Here is a 19,439-nt window from a genome sequence, read left to right as displayed (position 1 = left end):
CGGCCATCGTCGCTGGCCATCGGAATTCGCGTCAAGGCGACGATGTGATCGAGGAATCGGCAGCCCGCTTCGCGTTTCCATCGGGGACGCCGTGCGCGAGCAACCTGGACTCCGAAAGGCTTCCAAGAAGCTCGACCTTGGCGTCGTTGAGCGCTCCGCATGCTGCCTGAACGGCTTTCACAGCCTCGAGCTGGTCGCCGAGGTGCACGTACCAGACTTCCTGTGCGTGCTTCCCGTCGCGGACTTCGGGCCAGGTCACGAGGACCGCGTAACCGGCTGCAGGCAGCTCGAAATCGCGAATGTCGGGCCCGGATTGCTCTGACGACATCTGCTGTTCTCTCCAAACATCGTTATTAAGCTGGCCCGCCGTCGGAGGTTCCCAAGCACCCGCACGGCTTCTTGCTGCTGCAACGCGGCGAACCTTCCGATCGGCGCGGCTGTCGCCGTTCGCGACGGACCGCCCGAAGCTCAGGACGTCCTCGCTGATACGAGAATCTGTTGTGTTGGTACCAGCCGCGCCGGACGCCGGGATGCCTTACGTCCGCGCCGTTCAGAGCAGGCGGGCGATCGCCTCGATGCCCTTCATTCCCGTCCCGAAACGGGCAATTGCATCCTTGTTGCGCTCCAATTCACCGTAAGGCAAGAATCGGACCTGGAGGTCCGCCACGCGACTGAATGCGGGCCGACGAAGCTGGTTGCGTACTTCATTCTCTCTGCCATCGGGAGCCACCAGAAACAGCCCGCCCGTCGCATGCAGGTCGCTGCTCAACGCGAGGTCTAGCATGCGAACGATGCCGGAATAGATGGAGGTCGTATGCTCGACCTCGAAGGCCGCCGTCACACGGCTCGCGGCATCGATCCAGAGAACGTCGATCAGCCGGATCGACTCCGCGCCGGCAGCTTCCTCGACCGACGGCGGAAGACGATCGATGCACCCGGCGGCCAACGTCGCACCATTGTAAGGCCGCCCTCGATCGTTGGCGGCGATCCAGACTCGGTAACCGAGGGCCAGGCCCAAGTCCCGGAGCCAGGCTTGAACCTCCGTGTGGGTGAGGTCGTTCTCGCGCGCGACGGCGATCGGCGCCTCGAGGCGCTTTGCGGATTCCCTGGCCTTCGACAGCTCGGACAACCATGCGTCCTTGGCGGAATCGCTGGTGCCCGCGGGAGGCGCGGTAAAGCGTCCGGTGCCGACATCGAAAAGAAATCCTGCGATTGCGCCGAGGTCGTTGGACAGGAGATCGCGGTAGCTCCGGTTCAGCTCCAGGATTCCCCGACGCATGGCGAGGTACTGATCCCAACGACCCAGCTTCACCTTCGAGCCGGTGACCGCGTTGAAGCCGTTTACGATGGCCGTATTGAACGGTGGCATCAAGGTCGGGTGCAAAAAGTACAGGAGATTGGCGACCGCAGGTCCGAGACCCTTGATCGCCAGGCGATCGATCGTCTCGATTCCGTCCACAAGCTCCTGCTCGGTGCTGCAGCAGGAGCAGTGATGGAGAAGTCTGCCGAACGCCCGCTGATTGCCGGAGTTTTCGTAGATGTCCGGTATCCGGAGCTTCGGCTTCCACAGGAAGGCGTGGTCGGCCCCTTTGAATATCTGCCTCTGCTCCGCGATCGACCCGACGATTGTTTCGAGGGAAGAACCCTTGTAGACGTTGCCGAACGTGCCCGCCTCGATCTCCTCGACGACCTGCTCGATCCCGCGTCGAATGGAGCGGAAATTCTTGAGCCGCTCGTCCCACAAGAACCATGTGCGATAGGTCGATCCCGGGTCCTCGCGCCACCGTTCGATCAACACGCGCAGCAGATCGGTCAATCCTGCCCCCTTTGACATCAACACCGTGCCGCAAGTCGACGCGCGCTGCGACGTCCGCCGGTCGCGAATATTACAGTTGGCGGTAGCCGTTTCTGCTTTGCCGGAGCGGCATCAGAACAGGAACAATGACACCGCGCAACGGTTGCGAGACAAACGATCCGTCGGAGCAGCTGTGATTGCCTTCCCATACGATTATTTCCTGCTCGCCTGGTTCGCCATCGCGCTGAGCTCGGCGGCCTATGTAGCCTACGATCAGTTTGCGGGAAACCCCGAGCCCACGGTGATGAAGTGGGCGTTCGTCCTCGTCACGCTCTACATGGGGCCTTTCGGGCTGCTGCTCTATGTTCTTGCCGACAAGGAGCCGCGGCCAGGAGAGCACGAACGCTTTACCTCTCCTCTCTGGAAGCAGGGAGTAGGCAGCACCATCCACTGCGTGGCCGGCGACGCCACCGGCATCATCCTGGCCGCAGCCACGACCGCGCTGCTTGGGTTGCCGATGTGGATCGATCTCATCGTGGAATATCTCGCCGGATTCTCGTTCGGCCTCTTCATCTTTCAGTCGCTGTTCATGAAGAAGATGATGGGCGGCTCGTACTGGCAGAACGTGAAGATGAGCTTCATGCCGGAATTCATCAGCATGAATTCCATGATGGCGGGCATGGCTCCGACGATGAGCCTCCTGATGATGGGACGCGACATGCGGGCCATGGACCCTCTCGAACTGGTGTTCTGGGGTGTGATGTCGCTCGGCGTCATCGTCGGGTTTGCGACAGCATATCCGTTCAACGTCTGGATGGCGGGAGCCGGCGTCAAGCACGGGCTCATGACGGAGAGGCGCTCGGCAGGCACGAAACGATCCGGCGGGCACGATGGAGGCGGCCGACAACATGGCGAGCATGGCGGGAGTGGATTGAAGAGCGAGGCGACGGTCCCGCAACTCGCCGCGTTGGCGGGCGTCACGGGATTTCTCCTCGTGTCCGGCATGGTCTGGCCGGGCTTCCACGTGAACCTGAGCCTCAGTGCGCGCGACGTGGACGGTGCGATCATGCCGCCGGGCATGATCAACACCTTCGAGCTGCCGGCCGCCGCCATGCGGGAAATGGCGGCGGTGAAGCCGCGACAAGTCGGTTACGAAGCTCCGAACACGGCGCGCGGCGACCAGGTGCTGCAGCCACGGCTGGACAACGGCGTCAAGGTGTTCGACATCGAAGCGTCGGTGATCCGCTGGAACATCCTTCCCGACGTAACCGTGCAGGCCTATGCCTACAATCGTCAGATACCCGGTCCCCGGCTGGAATTGACCGAAGGCGACCGTGTGAGAATAAACGTGCGCAACACGCTTCCCGAAAGCACGACCGTGCATTGGCACGGACTGATCCTCCCGAACGAGATGGACGGCCCGGCGAAGGTCACGCAGGCACCGATCCCGCCCGGCGGCTCCTACAGCTACGAATACACGGTCGGGCAGCACGGGACCTATTTCTATCACAGCCACGACCACCCCGATCGGCAACAGGCGCTCGGCCTGTACGGCGCCCTCATCATCCAACCGAAGGATCCGTCGGCTGAGGTCAAGGCGGATCACGAGTATGCGATACAGCTCCAGGAATGGCTGAAGCGGGAGTGGCTCACTTATCCCGCGATGCTGATGGAGGGAGAACTGCCCAACTACTTCACGATCAACGGGAAGGCCTATCCGGCTACCGACACCGTTCCGATGAAGATTGGTCAGACGATAAAGCTGAGATTCATCGGGACCAACAACAACTTCGTCCATCCGATGCACGTGCACGGCGGACCATTCCAGGTGGTCGCGGTGGACGGCATCACGCTTTCCGAAAGCGCTCGTTACCAAGCCGATACCGTCAACGTGGGTCCCGGCCAAAGGTACGACGTGATCTGGACCGCCCGCAAAGCCGGCAAATGGCTGGTGCACTGCCATATTCCCCACCACACGGCGAACAACAACGTCGAGCAGGACGGCGGCGGCGGCTTGATGCTGGTCTTGAACGTTCAGTGATCGCGAGGAATCGTTTGTCGGCCGTGGCTTGCATGGCAAACGCGCACTGGACGCAATCGTCGGATACAAGGTGGTCAATGACATTTCCGCCCAACTTCGGATCGAGAAACGACCTGCCGTAGTTGGGTCATGCAGAAAGGCTGGGCCGCTTTCGACCCGACGGCCCTGGCTCGTTCCGGCGGATTTTGTACCGATCCGGGCGCGCTCGACATAATACCGTCGTGTTAAATGGCGAGCAGCGCACGCCTCGCGATCACCCGCGGAAACCGTCCACGGATCGGGACCGGTCAAGCCCTTCGTCCTTTCTTGGCGGCCACGGTCCTGCGAATTATGGCCCCGGCCGTCGATCCATCTAGGCGTTTGTCCTTCAACAGCTTGGACGCGATCGCCCGCAGCGCCGGTTTGCGCTGCAATAGTAAGGCTCGCACGGCTTTCTCCGCCTTCGCAAGTTCGCGGTTCGCCGCCTCCCGGACTTCGGGGTACGAAAGAAGTTCGTCGGTGCGGCCGACGTCGCCGAGGTAGAGCAGCTTGGACTTTCCGGCGATGCCCAAGGATGCACACATCCCCGCGGCCATCGAGGCCGCGACCTGCAGATCGGAGCCTTGTCGCCCGCCCGCACCATGGGAAGCTGCGGAAAGTAGAAGCTCCTCGGCCGTGCGGCCTGCGAGAAGCACCTGAAGACGACGTGCGTAGTCGTGATAGGTGCCGGAGAAGGGCGGCGCTTTCGTTCGGGTCGTGCATCCTCCTCTGATTCCGACCGCGGCGATATTGGCGTGGACGTCGGCTTCGTTTCCGAATAGTTCGATCTCGGAAACCAGATGACCGGCCTCATGGATAGCGGCAATCTCCAGATCGACGGCGGCGCGGTCGTCGTTTCCGACGATTGCCGCACGTAGATCGGAGAGAGCGAGGTCGCGGCCGCCGTGACGGGCGGACCTTAGCGCATCATTCGTGATCCGCTCGACCTCGGCGCCTGTTGAGCCGAGGGCCAGCATACAAATCTCGGACAGGTCCGTCTTCTCAAGCCGCCCGTTCAGGCGTACCCGGAACATGCGCTCCAATTCCCGTTCGGTCGGAAGGCTGATGCGGATGATCTTGCCGAGACGACCTGGCCTCAGAATCGCCGGATCGCAGCGGCCGATGTCGTTGGAAGCCCCGACGCAAACGATTCCTTCGCGAGATGCCGCGCCGTCGAGCTGCGCAAGCAGGCCGTTGACGACCTCAACGACATAGTCCGCATGCGCGTGTTTGACTTTCGATCGGTCGGCAAAGCTATCGATCTCGTCTATGAAGAGGACGCTCGGCGCTTTTGCGCGCGCCTGCTCAAAGTCTCGGCGCATGGCGCGCAACAAATGGCCGAGATGCGCTTCATCTGCACCCTGCCACTGCGACAGCGAACATTCGATCAGCGGAACGCTATATGATCCGCTCGACAGGAAGGTACTGAGCGTCTGCGCGAAGAGGGTCTTGCCGGTGCCGGGGGGCCCGACGAGACACACGCCAGCACTCAGAGATGACCAGGATAGGTCTCCTCGGCGCCAGGCGTCGAGATCCACCCTCAGCTCGCGTGCCCACCTGACTGCCTCGTCCATGCCATGCAGATCGTCCATGGCGATGTCGCGACCGGACTTGAGATTTTGCTTCGCTGCTACGAGCCGGCGCAGTTCATGCATGCACTCGGCGGGCGTGCGATCGAAGCGGATCGCGACGATCAAATCGCTCGCGGTCATGAGCGCGGCCGAATTTTCGTCCAGATAATCCTTGCACGTCCGCCCAGTCACGATCCGGATGCAGCGCGCGATCGTGGTCGCGTCGATAGGCGGAAAGGCGATCCGCGTCGGGTTCGCCTTCAGAAGGCTCTTCGGCAGGTGGGTCTCGGCCGCCGGCGAGATGGCCACGATCGGCAGCGCCAAGGAAACCGCCGCGAGCGCTTCCCGCTCGCGCTCGAACTCCGCTTTTCCCTTGCTCGGCTCCTTGGCGACGATGAGAAGCAGATCGCTGTCTTGCCGCTTGCCGACGTTGTTGTTCACCTTGTGCACGCGCGTGAGGTCGTCGAGGATGGTGCGCTGCCAGGTGTCGAGCACGCGGTCGAGCATCTCGGGATCCGGAACGTCGATCGCCACCACCGGCGAGCGGCTTCGGAGAATTTCCTTCAAGTCGGGCCGCGCATCGACCAAACGGGCGAGGATAAGCCTCGCGGCGACCCTGGCCGGTGTGACCGGATATACGGGAAACTGCCGCCGTTCGCCGGCGGCAACGGTTTCGGCGCGATCAGCGTCGTCGCCTTCCTCGAAGGCGCTTCGCTGTGCCGCCAGTCTCAGAGCGCCGAAGCCGCCGCCGGTCTTCCCCTTCCCCGTGCCGGCGTTGCGTTCGACTACCGCCGTTTTGACGGGGACCTGCGCCGTCGACCGCTCGGTTTGGTCGCGTTCGGCTTCGGCCGCACGGACGCCGCTCCGAAAGCGCCACGACTCCAACCAGTCTTCCTTGTACGCCTTCCGCTCAAGGCTCCCGAGGCGGGCAGGAGGGGCCGGTGACCCGGGCGAAGGGCTCGCATGCGGCAGCGTGCGCTTCCCGGGAGTAGGATACGGTCCGGTATCGTCGATCGCGGATTCCGATTTGGAAGCGGCTCGGCGCTTTCGGTTTGGCGCGGTGGCGGCGGGACGCGGCGGACTTATCATTTGCTACTTTCCGTCGATCGCGATGGTCAGCATCGGATCGAAACCGGTACGCTCGTCCGCGTAGCCGATTGGATTCGACAGGATTCGAGTCTTGCCGCGACGAAAGTCCGTACGGTGGTGAGTGTGGCCGAAGACCCAGAGGTCCGGTTGATGGCGGTCGATTAGCGGCAGCATTTCCGAGAAATATGCTGCCGATACGATGCTCTTTTGCTTGCTCGGCTGGATGCATTCGATCGAGACCGCCGCGTGCGTGATCACCAGGGTAGGACCGTCATGCGGTTTCGAAAGCTCTTCTTCCATGAACGCGCGCGAGCGCATGTGCAGCATGCGCGCTTCTTCCGGCCGGAACCTCATCCACGGATCGCTGCTCCACTTGATGCGCTTGTGGTCGCGCATCTCTTCGCGCGCGCTCCGCATCGCGGCGGGCCTCAAGGACTCGCCGTAGGCGTCGTAGCTCGTCCAGAGCGTGCATCCCAGCACGCGCAGACGTCCCAGCGTGACCGCCTGGTCCTCCATGAAACGGATGCCCAATTTCTCGGCAACGCGACGTCCCTCGTCGACCTCGCGCGACCACACAGATCCCCAGAACTCGTGATTGCCGGCGACCATCAGGATCTCGACGGGATGCGGATAGGCGGCGCGCAGTTCGGTGAGCGAGGCGGCGAGTCCTTGGCGGGTATCGCCCGCGACCACGATGGCGTCGACGCCCTCTATTAACCGCGGAAAACCGCCGAAGCCTGCGCAGTCCGAGTGAGCGTCCGAAAAAGGCTGCAGGATCACGACTTGCGCCCTCCCCGCATCTGGCGGGCCCGCGGCGGCCGGGATGCGGAATAATCGCGCGCAAGGTATAAATTCCTGACGAGCCAAGAGGTCGCGAGCCGATTGCGGTGAGATCCGTCCAGCGGCATCGACCTCAGCCTGAGGGAGAGCGTAAGCGCCGCCGCCGCATTGTCGAACGCGCGGCACAACAGCACGGTCATCGCGAGATCGACCTTCAGCGTGATGCGCTCCGGCGGTTTTTGGGCCAGCACCAGTCGTATCGCCGCCGCCGCGTCACCGTGGACCGCGTCTCGCCAATCCTTGACCGTCGAAGAGATCGATCCGACGCAGGTTTCGACCTCCGCGATCTCGGCTTGCCCGAAGTCCAGCGCCGACAGCGTGCGCCAATAGTTTAGAGCGCGCTCGGTATCGCTCTCGCCGGCCGGGCCGCTGTCGTCGTCGCGACGCATGACTGATCCTTCAAGCCTTTCCGCGACGTTCCGGCCGGCCTCCATGGCCTGGCGAACGGCGCGCTTTCGTTGATGTGATAAGTCACATAGCACGCCGCGCGGGAGAATGGTAGCATAAAGCTACGGACGGCTGGAGATTTGGTTAACGACAGATTAGGCCATCCCGTGCAATGTCAGACGAAGCGCAACATCAGGCGCTCGAACCGATCGTTGCGATGGCCGAGATCCTCACCCCTTCACTCATTCGGGCCGCCAGAGCCCTACTTCATATGGACCAGGTCGGACTCGCCGAGTCGTCGGGAATTTCTCGGAAGACGATTTCGTTGATCGAGGCCGACGACTCGCCACCGGCTCATCCTAAGCGACTGGAAGTACTAAGAAATCTGCAAAAGCATTTCGAAGAAGAATGTGGCGTGGAGTTCACGTTCGCAAGCCTGCGGAGCGGAGAAGGAGTAAAGCTGAAGCGGGCCTACACCCCTAAACCGAAGCCAAAATCCTAGCCCCGCGGGCGACCGAGCGCGGATCGACCTTGGACCGATATCGATCGCCGTCACGTTGTCCTTCCCGCTGGCATCGAGCGCGGCCGCCCGGGGCTCACCTCCGAGCGGCGTATTTGCGCCGGTATGCCTCGAGGAAGTCGCGGTCGTCGCAAATGCAGCGGCCGCTAGGATCCTTTGCCCGCGGATCAGCCAGGACCGGCGCCAGCGGTCGCAGAAGATTGACCCGCGTGGCCGTGGTTGGCGCGGTCGGCATTCCGATGGCGTGCTTGACGAGATCGGCCGCGAGCATGATGCCGGCGAGCACCGACTGGAACGCCATGGGCACGACGGCGGTGCCCGCGCTGTTGCCGCCGGTCAGATTGACCATAAGCCCGCCGCAGACAGCCTTCCGATAGAAGGTCCGTACCGGCTGGCCGACGAACATTTCAAGCTCCTCGAACGGAACGCCGAACGCGGTGGCGACGCGGCGGACGAACGGCTCTGACACCGGCTGATCCGTCTGCAACAGGTTGCGGATTTCCATATGAGCGTCAGGAATCCTCAGCTCCTCCGACACTCTTTCATGTTCGTTCTTAACCGCGCCGGTCGGCAGGTAGAGGCAGGCGAGGCATGCACCACCGTCGGCGAAATTGTGCCGGGAGACACCTAGATCGACGTCCTGGGTCCAGGCATTCACGATCCATTTGGGCAGCGACGCTTGGAGCGCGATGCGGTCTTCGGCGGTGTCGAGCGCAACCGCGACCCGTTCGAAGGTCCACTTGCTACGACCGTGGACGTAGTCGGCCCACCGCTTCGGATGCGCCCGGACCTTGAGCCCATCCTGGGTGAACATCGTTCGAGCGAGTTTCACTTTGCTGCGGCCGATGTCGTCCTGCGTGGTCAGGACATAACGCTGCAGGTTCGAAAGGTCGGCGTTCTCGTGATCGACGAGATGCAGAACGCCGGCGAGGCCTGGAACGCGCGACAATGCCCAGACGGCGCCGTTGCCGATTGCGCCGAGGCCGACGAGATAGGCATCGCCCAAGTCGCATCGTTCCGGCAACTCCGATCCGGCCCCGGCCCCCTGAAGATAGGTCGACAGCGACAGATCGATCAGGTCGTCGAGATCGCCGCGGGGAAGTTGGTCAGCGAACATCCTCCTGAAAACGTTGGCGGCTCCGAAGCATGCGGCTGCGCCGGCCCCGAACGGATTCTTCGTCGAGCCAGAGCCGACGGGACGCTGGCGCGACAGCAGCGCGCGCCATCCGTCGGAACCGATGTTGATCACGTCGGCGGCAGCCACCGCCGTCGCGCCGACATTGACGACGATGTCGGCGTTGGCGAGCCCGTCCTGCAGTTCGATCTGGTCGTTGATGCTGCGGGCGAGTTCGCCGAGACGAGCGGCATATTCGCCTGCTGTGGATCCCACCGGATGGGCGGCGAGCGCAGGATAGAGGCGCGCGAGCAGTCTCACCGCAAGATCGAGGCTGGCGCGACCTTCCGCAGAGTTGACCGCGGCATCATCGAAGGACAACGCGACGACGTGCGCCGACAGACGGGCCTTGAAATCTTCCAGCTGGAAGTTTGCGAGCACCTGCGAGGCGGCCGTGGCGCTCCTGCCGAAGAAGTTGGCGAAGGCCATGGCTACTCCACGATCGCAATCATGCGGGCGGCCTGCGACGCGCCGATGGCTCGCCAGGCGCCGGATGCGTCCAGCCGATAGGAGGCGAGGCGCTCGATCTGGAAAGGGCCGCGTGCGAAATCGGGCATGACCAGCGAAAAGCAGCCGACGGTGGTCGCGACCGCATAGCGGTCGTCGGTGTCGGAATGATAGGCCCGGCCGGGGTGGCTATGGATCTGTGCGATCAGCGACAGGCCCTTGCGGTAGAGCCAGACGTTCAACCGATGCAGTTCCTCGGCGCCGGTGATGACGCAGACGCCGTCCTCGGTACGTATGTGCTTCTGGGCCGGGATGATGGCCTCCTCCACCGTGAAGATGTCGCCGGACTGGCGCCCGGCCCACAATCCGAGTCCTTCGAAGCCGTCGCGGCCGACTTTGCGCATGTGGGCGTGGACGGTGTCGGCGCAGCGGCGCGGTACTTGGACCGAGCGGACATCGGCAAGCCGCATCATTCCCGGAACGCCTGCGGATTGGCTCCCATCGCGAGCGTCGTGGCCTGCACCTGGATCTGGAACGTCGACAGCGGCTCGACGCCGTAGATCCAGATCTTGTCCAGGATGAACGCCAAGGAGCCTTCGCCAGAAGCGCGATGCAGAAGCCATGAATCACCGGTATGGGCTGGATTGTCGTGATATTCGCGCACGCCCGGCAGGCATATGAAGGGATAGTCGTCCGGACCATTGAACTGCACGATATTGGCGACCGGCACGGTACCTTGCTGAAGCATCGCTGCGAACGCCTCGTCCGGCATGCTCTGACGCCGCCACATGGTGAAGTGGAGGTTGCGCGCGATCAAGGGCTCGCGGGTGAACGGGTCCACGAAGCGGACCGACAAGGGCCGCAGGTCGTAGTCGGTGAAGTCGATCACGACCGCGGCGACAATCGGAAAGGGACGCAGCTTCGGGATCCCGAAGGCGATGCAGACCTCTGGAAATGCGGCGTCGAGAAGAAGCCACCCCCGCCTGCGGTAGGCGGCCTCCATCTTCCGGTATGCCGCGATCTCGCGATCGAACTTGGCGCGCGAGACCGCCGGATCAACGACCTGCGGCGTCGGCACCCGCGGCTCCCGCCTTGAGGCTGAGGAAGAGCGTGACCTCCTTGCCGAAGTGGTAGTCGCCGACGCGCTTGTCGGGATCGAGCACCGCGCCCGCCTCGTCCTTGATCTCCCAGTTCTCCGGCGGCTGCGCCACGTTCTCGGTCTCGGTCAGGGCGCGCTGCCGGACCTCGGAGAGCTTTTCCTGTTCGGTCGCCTTGATGGTCACGGGCTGGCCGTTGACCACCATGGTGATCTTGACGACATGGCCGTGGTGATGACCGTGATCGTCGTCATCATGGTGCCCGCCGTGCCCGTCACCATTGTCGTGGTTGTGGCCGTGGTCGTGGTCGTTCCCCTCGCGGCGGGCTACTTCCTCGAGTTCGTGCGCACGACGCTCCAGGTCATGGGCGTGCTCCTCGATCTTGTGGGCGGTCTCCTCTAGCTGTCCGGCTTCGCGCTCCAGTTCCTTCGCCTCGCGCTCCAGCCGGTCGGCGTCCTTATTCCCGTGATCGTGCATGATCGATCCCTTCTGCCTGGGCGCCGGAATCGGTCACCCCCAAACTAGGTCAGAATCTTACCTCGATTCTGGGCAGGCTTGAGTATTAAAAACATTAAACATTTGTAATGTTTGTATTAAGCACGTTTTTGTTTGCGTCGTTGACGCGAGAATCGAATTGCGATTCTCTTCCCGCATGGCTGATTTGGATCTGTATAGGATCGTGGGCGCGGGTCTCGCGGCGCGGCGCAGGGAGCTGCGCCTTAGGCAGTCGGAAGTTGCCGATCGGATCGGTCTTACGAGGGCCTCGCTGGCAAACATCGAGCGCGGGCGCCAAAAAGTCATGCTTCATCAGATCTACCGTCTCGCGAGCGCGCTTGAGGTCGGATCGATCACTGATCTCGTGCCGAGCAAATACTCGTTCGAGCAGACGAGCGGTCCGCTGGCAATCGAGGGCAGCGACGTGAACGAGATGCAGCGGGCTCAGATAGAACAATATGTGAGAAGAACGGGCGGGGGCCGGAAATGAACGACCTGGAGGAAGCGCGAGAGAGCGCACGTGCCCTGGTCAACAAACTGGGATTGAAGGCGCCCCCAGTCCCCGTCGAGAAGCTCGCGAAGGCATTGGGGGCGCGCGTGGAGTACACGCCCTTCGACGACGAACTCTCGGGCATGGCGTTTGTCCGTGACGGCAAGCCCGTTATCGGTGTCAATTCAAACCATCATCCAAACCGACAGCGCTTCACCATCGCACACGAACTGGCGCACGTGGTGCTCCATCGATCGAAGCTCGAGGCCACGGTACTGATCGACAAGGGCCGGAATTTCCTACCGCGCGACTCGGTATCCGCCGAGGGGATCGACCGGCTCGAAATGCAAGCCAACGCGTTCGCGTCGGAACTGCTCATGCCGGAACGGCTCGTCCAAAATATGCTTTCGGAGTCGTCTCGCGACATTCAGGATGACGACTATCTGATCAGCATAGCGAGCCGCTTCCGCGTCAGTCTCGCTGCATTGCAGTTCAGACTTGGACGGCTATAGGCCAGGTCTATCGTGGCCTTCATCCTGTACGATCTCGAAACTTCTGGGCTTCACAAGCGCTTCGATCAGATCCTCCAATTTGCCGCCGTCAGGACCGACGCGGACCTCGTCGAGACCCACAGATTCGAGACGAAGTCGCGCCTGATGCCTCACATCGTACCCTCGCCTCAGGCGCTGCACGTCACCGGGCATACCCTCGACGACGTGAACGCACCGTCGAGACAGTCGCACTATTCCATGATCTGCGAAGTTGCGAACACGCTCGCTTCGTGGTGCCCGGCGGCGTTCCTCGGTTACAATTCTATCCGCTTCGACGAGGAATTCCTGAGGCAAGCATTCTATCAGTGCCTGCATCCGGTCTTCCTGACCAACACCAACGGCAATGCCCGCGCCGATGTGCTCAATCTGATGCGGGCCGCGACGACTCTGCATCCGTCGGTGGTGCATGCCGGACTTGAGCCGGACGGGCGCCCTACCCACCGTCTCGGCGCCCTCGCCGCGGCAAACGGCATCGTGTCGCGGGCGGTCCATGACGCGGCGGCCGACGTCGATGCCATGCTCGGTCTTTGCAGGCTGGTGCGCGCCGGCGCGCCCGACCTCTGGTCCACTTTTCTGCGCTTCTCGGCGAAAGCGGCGGTGCTCGATTTTGTTCGGGACGAGGCAGCGTTCGCTTACTTCGACTACTTTGGCCGCCCGCAGGTCATGCACTTCCTGACCAGGGTCGGCATCAGCCCGAAAGACGCGAATGTGCATTACTGCCTGGATCTTGCATGCGACATAGACGCTCTGCGCAAGCTCGAGGAGACGGAACTCGCGACCAGGATGACGCAAGAGCCACGGCCGATCCGGCGGCTGAAGGTGAACGCCTCGCCGCTGCTCTATCCATTGTGGGACATAGACAGCGTTCACTTCGTCGATCTGACCGAGGACGAGTGCTCGCGACGATCCGTTTCGGTTCGTGCCGATCCCGACTTCATGGAGGCGCTGACGCGCGCGGCCGCATCGCTCGAGCCCACTTATCCGCCCTCGGAGCACGTGGAGGAGCAGATCTACGGCGGCAACTTCTTCTCCGACGCCGACACCGAACTGTGCCGGCTATTCCATACGCTTCCGTGGGAGGCCAGAGCAGAACTCATCCCCCGCTTCGCCGACGGGCGTTTGAGGCGCCTGTCGCGCCGATTGATGTACTTCGAGAGCCCCCACCTGTTCCAGGAGGCGGCCCGTCGCGTCATCGAAGATGACATCGGCGCGCGCCGGCGCGGCGATGGCAGATACGCAGCCGCACCTTGGACGACGATCCAACGCGCGCTTTCCGAGCTCGAATCCATTCCAGGAGAATTGAGCGACGCTCTCAAGAGCGGGTGTTGGAATCTGCGGTAAGCCGGCCCTGCACCCCTTCGGACAGCCGCCGCGAACCGTCTATGCGTCTCTTGCGAATCCTTCGCGAGACGACCTATTTGCGGCGGTTCGGCCACATGCCTATCTGCGTTCTACCGCGTTTAACAGAGATCGACATTGGCCAGGTCCAGCAAATTGAAGACTGCCGCGCCGAAGGATTCGGCGGAGAGCCTGATCGAAACCATCGTTGACGATGTCCTGAAGACTGCTGCCATGCCTTTCGAGGACTGGTTGTCGCAGAATCGGTTTCCGATGATTCCGATGACCATCCCGGCGGATGCGGGTCGTGCGTATAACGTCACGCAGGCCGGCGTGGACGCCGCCCATCGGCTTACGGCGCAGACGTGGAACGAAAGGTCCGAATTCCGCCAGACGATCGAACGGAGCGCCTTCGATAGGATTTCCTTTCGAGCCATCGGCGAGGCGCTGACGAGCAGTCCATCCCACCTGCCGCCCGACGCACAAACCCGCGGCCAGGATCCGCTGCCAGAAGGCTTCTTCACCGCCGTTGTCGCCGACTACCGGAAGAATCTCGATCGCCTCGCCGCGACGATCCTGCAGACGACGGACCGCCACATCCCGTGCAACCTGTTCGACACCGATCAGGGCGTCCAGCCGTTTGCCGTCGGCCCGGTCGCGTTCCTGCCGCGGGCGGACTGGATCGCGCGCTACGTGAAGAGCACGGGCGCGCGGGACCACATCCGATCGGTCGAAAGCGGGCAACTGCGGTATGCCGACCTTCGTGACCGGGCTTTGGCGACCGGCAGCGACGCAGATCTCCGGACCGCTTGGGAGGTGCTGAGTACGCTCGACGGCTTCGAATGGGTTGCGACGGTCAGGATCGACGGCCACGAACTCGGCCGATCGCACCACAAGGCCGTGGTCGTCGGCGGCCTCGCCATCGACGCGATTGGGCTCCGCTTTCGGGTCGAAGACGCGCGGCGGTTCACCAAAGCCGGGCGCCAGCATCTCTTCTCGGAAGACCGGCTGGCCACCCTGCCGGACGGCACATTTCTCACAGGCTGGAGCACCCAGCGGCCGGGACTGGGGTCCGCGCCTGGCGCTCTTGCGGCCGAGATGGCGGCGGCGAAGCCATTCCTAGATGCGGCAGGCAAGTTGCTTGAGGCCTACATGAGAGGCCGGCAGACCGGTCGTGCCCCTCACCTCGTGGAACGCTGGGCCAACGCATTGTACTGGGTGGGCGAAGCCAGGCGCGAGGCGTCGGACTTCATGGCGGTCGTCGATTACGGCTGCGCTGCTGACGGTCTATCCGGAGCCGGCGGTGAGGCGAAAGCCATGACGACCTTCGCCGAGGCGGCTCTCAACCCGCAAGCTAAACCTGTGCCGCCCGGCCACCTGACCATCGAAGACGCCGTAACCAAGGTTTACCGCGAAGGCCGCAACAAGATCGCGCACGGCGAGACGGCTGGTCTCTTCGAAGATCTGTCCGAAATCCGAAGCGTGGGGGACTCCCTTCTTTTGGCCCTTTTGGATGCCGTGACAGTGGAACTGGCCGCGATCATCGACCAGAGGCCGGAGATCCTGGCGGTGCCTGAAGAACACGCTTACCGGGCCCTTCTGGCGAGGCTCAAAGCGCGGCGTTGACCAAGGGTGTCGTCGCTGACGTCGTTTATCTACCGCCGGTTGCTTCCTTTTCCTTCATGCTACCGGAAGCTAATTCCTAGAGTGCGCTCACGCGGCGAGAAAGATCGGGATGGTGGCGACCGGCAGCGCTCGCAGAATCCAGCGAGCGCAGTTGCGGCCCTTCGCCTGGAAGTCATCGGCGTGCTTGGTTAACACCGTTTGGAGCACGCTGACCTCGTGGCCGAAGATCTTGCGACCCTTTACGTGAAACTGCTCAATGAGTTCGAGGGGGCGCATTGGCTTGCCGCTTAGGTCCAGGACCTCGCGCGCCATCTCCACAATTTCCGCCGTGGATTGGAAGTACCTGAGCGGCTGCTTCTCCCACCGCGAACGGAGCATGAAGCCGTTCTTCCGGATGCGCACGAAGAGTTCTGGCCGGCGATCGAGGGCGTTATGCACGCTGGTAACGGTGCGGTGCACGCCCACGTCGGCAAGCTTTCCGGCGATAGCCCTAGCCGTGAGCGGGACACCGGATCGGGACAAGAGAAGTCTCAACTCCGGTTCCTCTCGCCGCGGAGCGCGCTTTCGCGGGGGTTTGTGGCCCGGCCCGCGGCGCCGGGCAAACGGCATCACGAGATTCGCAGCCGCGCGCGACGTCGTAAGGGTTTCTCGGATAAGGATATCCTTACCAACCATATCCTTACGATGTTGGGCGCGGTAGGACACGGCGCCGGTAACCAAGGTCGCCAGCTTGCCGAACACCTCGACCTCGAAGGTCTTCTTGCCGTTTTCCACGAGAGGATGCACGTAGACGTGCTTGACGAGAGCTTCGAGATGCTCGCGGAGCTCGATGTCTTCGGGCTCCTGGCCGCTGCCCGAAAGATTAACCATCATCCGCTCGGCCATCGAGGCGTAATCCGCCAGCGACGGAGGATTCAACGCGAAGATCACCGACGAATTTTCGATGTCTTCGAGCTGCGCGGTCAACTTGAGCTTCTCTTCCTTGCGAAGGGTAATGCCCCCTTGCAATTCGTCGGCGTTGATGCCCTTGGCGAGTTGGTCGACGAGCCGCTTGATCTCGGTTTCCAAGACCTTGATGCGCTTCTCGGCTTTGCCCCGCGACGGGCCGACTTCGGCCAGACGCCTCTCGGACGCGGCATTGTGCTCCTGCAGGAAGATCTGCATCGCCCCGGGCGATTTGAGATGATCCAGTAGACCGCCAAGGACCGCTTGGAGGATATGGTCGCGGTAGAAGGTGCGGCGGTTGTTGCACTTGCCCGTATTCGCGTTGATGCAGCGCATCCTTAGCCGACGGCCGTCGCCGCCCACGACGGACATCGAGCCGCCTTGAACGTTGCCCTCGTCGTCGATCCGGCTGCAATCCGGACATTTGATCAGGCTCGAGAGGAAGGCGGGAGGACCGGCCTTCTTGCTCTTCTTGCCGTTCTCGTTGCGACCCAGGATTTCCTGAACGCGATCGAAGTCCGCCTCGGAAACGAGCGGCTCGTGAGTTCCCAGCGCCCGGATCCACTCGGCCTCGGGCGGATAGTCACGCTTGAAGGCTTCGGTCATCGCGTGGAAGAAGTTTCGGGTCCTCCCCCAAACGATGTCCTTTCGATAGACCGGATTGGTCAGGATGTACCGGACCGTCTCCGACGTCCACAACGAGTCTCGCGGGGACGGGACCTTATCCTTGAAGTTCAGGATCTGCGCCTGGCCGCGCAACGACACGCCGGCCAAAGCCCGCTTGAAGATCCGCCTGACGATCCTGGCGTCTTCCTCGACGATCTCAAGGTGGCCCTTTTCGCCGTCCTTCTCGACGCATTCGTAGCCAAGCGGCGGACGTCCGAGATGCAATCCCTTCCGGGCCTTCACGGCCAGCGAGGTCCTGACCTGTTCGCCGCCGACGGCGGGCATCACCTGAGCGACCAGACCCAGCGCCCAGCAGATCAGGCCATCGATGACGCCGATCTGCCCGTCGACAAGGACGACGCCGTTCTGACGCGAGAAATGCCACAGATCATCCAGAGTACCGAACTTTCGGGAAAGTCGGCTCAGATCGCGGACGAAAAGGTAGTCGATCGCCCGCTGCTCGATGAGCTTCAGCATCTGCTGATAGCCGGTGCGCTGCTTCGATCGCCTGCCCGTCCCGACGTCGCAATGCTCCGCAACGATATGACCCTTTTTCGAGGTCACCTCGTTCCGAAGGAAGCTCAATTGAGCGTCCAACGCGGCGGACTGGTCCGGCGTCGAAACACGCCCGTAGAGCGCAAAGCGGGCTTCCTCCCAGGGTTTATCATGGGCGACCTTCAACTCGAACATCGGGCTCTCCTGCCTCTTGACCTGCGATGCGCATCACCCTATTTTGTAACGGTTACCAAGTTACCTGTATCTGATACGACAATTTTAATGAATACGCGATCTTTTTTGGTGGAGCGATGGAAAAGGCGTCTCAAAGCTTCGGAATCCGGGAGGCGGGGCAGCTGTTGCGGCTTGCAAGGATGCTGGCCGGTTTCACTTCAGCCAAAGCTGCCGCGATTCACTTCGGATGGTCCGAACCGCTGATGCGTGCGCACGAGAGTGCGACGCGGAGGATCGGCCTGAAGGACGCAGAGAAGTATGCTTCCGCGTTCGGGATCTCCGGCGACGCTTTTCGCAGCGGCGATGCTGCCAGGGCCGAGATGGAGAGATTGCGCGAGAGTTCGCCATTCGCGGCTGACGAAATCCCGGTCGGGAGAAGTCACGTCGCCGTGGGTGCGCGTCTCAAGCTCGCCCGCAAAGTGCGCGGCTTCGTCAGTTCGTATGATTTTGGCAGCGCTTTCGGCTTCGTGCCGTCGACATTGGCCAGTCACGAAGCCGGCAACAATCCTGTCAACGAGCGGATGATGGAGGCCTATGCCGAGGCTCTAACGTTATCGCCATCATGGCTCGCCCGCGGCGATTTTCCGTCCGGCCTCGGTGAAGCCGCGGATCGGTTGATCGGCTCTGTCAAGTCTTTGGCCGAGATCGACCCGGCCTATTTGGCTCGCATCGCCGAAGCTGCTCCGTCTCCCGACTTCGATAAGGTAAAGGAACTCTTAAGCGCCTCCAAAATACGCCGCGCACCCGGTAGCTCCGAGGAGGACGAGATCTATGAGGTCGAGCCGGCAAGTATCGTTCAAGCTCTTCGCGCGGCACGCCGGCTGAGGACGTGGAAGCTGCCGAAGGGTCTGCTGCAGACTCTGTTTGATGCGTCGCCTTCCGAAACGGTCATTGTGGCGCTCGACAGACCAATCGAAGGTATGGCGCAAGGCGATCGCGTGTTCGTGGATACTTCCTGTCGCGATTGGACGGCCGCCGGCGAGTTCGCCTTCTGCGGCGCCGACGGTAGGGTGTTTCTGGCCAGACATTCCGACGGCTCGGCTACCTCCGGGGGAGTTCTTCTTGGACGCGTGGTTGGGCGGCTCTTGCGAGAGCGGGTCTGAGCGGTCACGTCGGTAAGCGCAGCGAATTGGAGACGAAATGCCCAGGAAGACGGAGCCCGCGATGCCCAAGAGCAGCGCGGCCCCCGCCCGCCGACAAGCGTCCGCGCACGGTCATCATCAAGAAAGCGGTGATCGAAGATGCCAAGACCGGGCGATTCGTCAGAAAACGAACGTGTCGCGGTGGCTGAAGAACTGCTCCAAGGATGGCTTTCCGGCCAGAACAAGCTGCAGCGGAAAGTGGTGCGCAATGAACCAGAATTTCCTTGAAGGCGATCCTGAAGCGCGGAAGATTGAGGCTTCTTGGCCTGCTCGGCTTTTCGGGCGAGCACGTTCCGTTTATATCCGCCGACATCCGCACCACATGGGACGAAAAGATCGGATTTCTCTCGGTTATGAGCCGGTCCCGCAAGCGCTCCTTTCCGGTGCTGATCGAGCTGCAGCACGCGCAGGATCATTTTGACGACACGTTACCACGCCTCCTCAATCGCTCCTTAAGCAAACAAGCAAATTTGCCTAA

At 62.4% G+C, this 19,439-nt stretch carries 18 protein-coding genes; 8 read left to right on the top strand and 10 right to left on the bottom strand.

The features are described 5' to 3' along the window. Positions 1-31 precede the first annotated feature (31 nt). Together AX729_RS09500 and AX729_RS09495 are read right to left on the bottom strand one after the other, a co-directional pair. Entirely contained in the window at positions 32-328 is a 297-nt protein-coding gene (locus tag AX729_RS09500) for a hypothetical protein (protein WP_061022295.1), read from the bottom strand. A 222-nt stretch (positions 329-550) separates the two neighbouring features. Next, positions 551-1,816 carry a type II restriction enzyme NmeDI-related protein gene (locus tag AX729_RS09495; RefSeq protein ID WP_349643756.1) on the bottom strand — a complete coding sequence of 422 codons (1,266 nt, stop codon included), beginning with the start codon at positions 1,814-1,816 and terminating at the stop codon, positions 551-553. 172 nt (positions 1,817-1,988) lie between these two features. Here AX729_RS09495 and AX729_RS09490 point away from each other — a divergent pair, with 172 nt between their 5' ends. Continuing rightward, positions 1,989-3,836, top strand: a complete 1,848-nt coding sequence (locus AX729_RS09490; protein WP_061022291.1) for a multicopper oxidase domain-containing protein — start codon at positions 1,989-1,991, stop codon at positions 3,834-3,836. Positions 3,837-4,123: 287 nt separating this feature from the next. Here the strand turns inward: AX729_RS09490 and AX729_RS09485 are convergent, their stop codons facing one another. The 3 genes from AX729_RS09485 to AX729_RS40420 all read right to left on the bottom strand — a co-directional run bounded on the left by AX729_RS09485 (position 4,124) and on the right by AX729_RS40420 (position 7,743). Beyond that, on the bottom strand, positions 4,124-6,310 hold the full coding sequence (locus tag AX729_RS09485) for an AAA family ATPase (RefSeq protein WP_061022289.1): 2,187 nt from the start codon (positions 6,308-6,310) through the stop codon (positions 4,124-4,126). 207 nt (positions 6,311-6,517) lie between these two features. Then, positions 6,518-7,294 (bottom strand): metallophosphoesterase, encoded by a 777-nt coding sequence (locus AX729_RS09480; protein WP_061022288.1) that lies wholly within the window; start codon positions 7,292-7,294, stop codon positions 6,518-6,520. Next, a complete protein-coding gene (locus AX729_RS40420) occupies positions 7,291-7,743 on the bottom strand; it encodes a hypothetical protein (protein ID WP_197433563.1) in 453 nt (150 codons plus the stop codon). The genes AX729_RS09480 and AX729_RS40420 overlap by 4 nt, the downstream gene beginning before the upstream one ends. Before the next feature lie 170 nt (positions 7,744-7,913). Here AX729_RS40420 and AX729_RS09470 point away from each other — a divergent pair, with 170 nt between their 5' ends. Continuing rightward, on the top strand, positions 7,914-8,243 hold the full coding sequence (locus tag AX729_RS09470; RefSeq protein ID WP_061022283.1) for a helix-turn-helix transcriptional regulator: 330 nt from the start codon (positions 7,914-7,916) through the stop codon (positions 8,241-8,243). A gap of 94 nt (positions 8,244-8,337) precedes the next feature. Here AX729_RS09470 and AX729_RS09465 read toward each other — a convergent pair whose 3' ends face one another. From AX729_RS09465 to AX729_RS41090, 4 genes are read right to left on the bottom strand one after another with little or no spacing between them, the layout of a single operon-like run. Continuing rightward, positions 8,338-9,864 (bottom strand): E2 ligase fold family C protein, encoded by a 1,527-nt coding sequence (locus tag AX729_RS09465; protein ID WP_061022281.1) that lies wholly within the window; start codon positions 9,862-9,864, stop codon positions 8,338-8,340. Positions 9,865-9,866: 2 nt separating this feature from the next. Next, positions 9,867-10,355 carry a Mov34/MPN/PAD-1 family protein gene (locus AX729_RS09460; protein ID WP_061022279.1) on the bottom strand — a complete coding sequence of 163 codons (489 nt, stop codon included), beginning with the start codon at positions 10,353-10,355 and terminating at the stop codon, positions 9,867-9,869. Then, the gene (locus tag AX729_RS09455; protein ID WP_061022277.1) at positions 10,352-10,960 is read right to left on the bottom strand and encodes a putative metal-binding protein; all 609 of its coding nucleotides are present in this window, start codon (positions 10,958-10,960) and stop codon (positions 10,352-10,354) included. Before AX729_RS09455 ends, AX729_RS09460 begins: the two co-directional genes overlap by 4 nt. Continuing rightward, positions 10,938-11,456 (bottom strand): DUF2604 domain-containing protein, encoded by a 519-nt coding sequence (locus AX729_RS41090; RefSeq protein ID WP_082770388.1) that lies wholly within the window; start codon positions 11,454-11,456, stop codon positions 10,938-10,940. The genes AX729_RS09455 and AX729_RS41090 overlap by 23 nt, the downstream gene beginning before the upstream one ends. Before the next feature lie 175 nt (positions 11,457-11,631). On the opposite strand from AX729_RS41090, the gene AX729_RS09445 reads away from it, so the two are divergent. The 4 genes from AX729_RS09445 (at position 11,632) to AX729_RS09430 (ending at position 15,479) form a co-directional block, all read left to right on the top strand. Next, entirely contained in the window at positions 11,632-11,964 is a 333-nt protein-coding gene (locus AX729_RS09445) for a helix-turn-helix domain-containing protein (RefSeq protein ID WP_061022275.1), read from the top strand. Next, positions 11,961-12,476: an ImmA/IrrE family metallo-endopeptidase gene (locus AX729_RS09440; protein ID WP_061022273.1), complete on the top strand. Its 516-nt coding sequence runs from the start codon at positions 11,961-11,963 to the stop codon at positions 12,474-12,476. Before AX729_RS09445 ends, AX729_RS09440 begins: the two co-directional genes overlap by 4 nt. A gap of 12 nt (positions 12,477-12,488) precedes the next feature. Next, positions 12,489-13,856 carry an exonuclease domain-containing protein gene (locus AX729_RS09435; protein WP_061022272.1) on the top strand — a complete coding sequence of 456 codons (1,368 nt, stop codon included), beginning with the start codon at positions 12,489-12,491 and terminating at the stop codon, positions 13,854-13,856. Between the two features lie 153 nt (positions 13,857-14,009). After that, entirely contained in the window at positions 14,010-15,479 is a 1,470-nt protein-coding gene (locus AX729_RS09430) for a hypothetical protein (protein ID WP_245325105.1), read from the top strand. A gap of 87 nt (positions 15,480-15,566) precedes the next feature. Here AX729_RS09430 and AX729_RS09425 read toward each other — a convergent pair whose 3' ends face one another. Further along, on the bottom strand, positions 15,567-17,780 hold the full coding sequence (locus AX729_RS09425) for a recombinase family protein (protein WP_061022271.1): 2,214 nt from the start codon (positions 17,778-17,780) through the stop codon (positions 15,567-15,569). Positions 17,781-17,896: 116 nt separating this feature from the next. Here AX729_RS09425 and AX729_RS09420 point away from each other — a divergent pair, with 116 nt between their 5' ends. Together AX729_RS09420 and AX729_RS09415 are read left to right on the top strand one after the other, a co-directional pair. After that, positions 17,897-18,922 carry a helix-turn-helix transcriptional regulator gene (locus AX729_RS09420; RefSeq protein ID WP_061022269.1) on the top strand — a complete coding sequence of 342 codons (1,026 nt, stop codon included), beginning with the start codon at positions 17,897-17,899 and terminating at the stop codon, positions 18,920-18,922. Positions 18,923-19,185: 263 nt separating this feature from the next. Further along, a partial coding sequence (locus AX729_RS09415; protein ID WP_156456837.1) for a hypothetical protein occupies positions 19,186-19,439 on the top strand: 254 nt, incomplete at its 3' end.

Source organism: Bradyrhizobium sp. CCH5-F6 (genome assembly GCF_001556045.1).
Lineage (GTDB): Bacteria > Pseudomonadota > Alphaproteobacteria > Rhizobiales > Xanthobacteraceae > Bradyrhizobium.
Note: the sequence above shows the minus strand (reverse complement) of the source record. Positions and strands in the feature narration are given on the sequence as shown.

What these genes read in the sequence shown, in the direction of transcription:
- AX729_RS09425 (WP_061022271.1), bottom strand. Translation starts at nt 17,780, where the DNA reads ATGTTCGAGTTGAAGGTCGCCCATGATAAACCCTGGGAGGAAGCCCGC.
- AX729_RS41090 (WP_082770388.1), bottom strand. Translation starts at nt 11,456, where the DNA reads ATGCACGATCACGGGAATAAGGACGCCGACCGGCTGGAGCGCGAGGCG.
- AX729_RS09470 (WP_061022283.1), top strand. Translation starts at nt 7,914, where the DNA reads ATGTCAGACGAAGCGCAACATCAGGCGCTCGAACCGATCGTTGCGATG.
- AX729_RS09445 (WP_061022275.1), top strand. Translation starts at nt 11,632, where the DNA reads ATGGCTGATTTGGATCTGTATAGGATCGTGGGCGCGGGTCTCGCGGCG.
- AX729_RS40420 (WP_197433563.1), bottom strand. Translation starts at nt 7,743, where the DNA reads ATGCGTCGCGACGACGACAGCGGCCCGGCCGGCGAGAGCGATACCGAG.
- AX729_RS09460 (WP_061022279.1), bottom strand. Translation starts at nt 10,355, where the DNA reads ATGATGCGGCTTGCCGATGTCCGCTCGGTCCAAGTACCGCGCCGCTGC.
- AX729_RS09440 (WP_061022273.1), top strand. Translation starts at nt 11,961, where the DNA reads ATGAACGACCTGGAGGAAGCGCGAGAGAGCGCACGTGCCCTGGTCAAC.
- AX729_RS09420 (WP_061022269.1), top strand. Translation starts at nt 17,897, where the DNA reads ATGGAAAAGGCGTCTCAAAGCTTCGGAATCCGGGAGGCGGGGCAGCTG.
- AX729_RS09500 (WP_061022295.1), bottom strand. Translation starts at nt 328, where the DNA reads ATGTCGTCAGAGCAATCCGGGCCCGACATTCGCGATTTCGAGCTGCCT.
- AX729_RS09465 (WP_061022281.1), bottom strand. Translation starts at nt 9,864, where the DNA reads ATGGCCTTCGCCAACTTCTTCGGCAGGAGCGCCACGGCCGCCTCGCAG.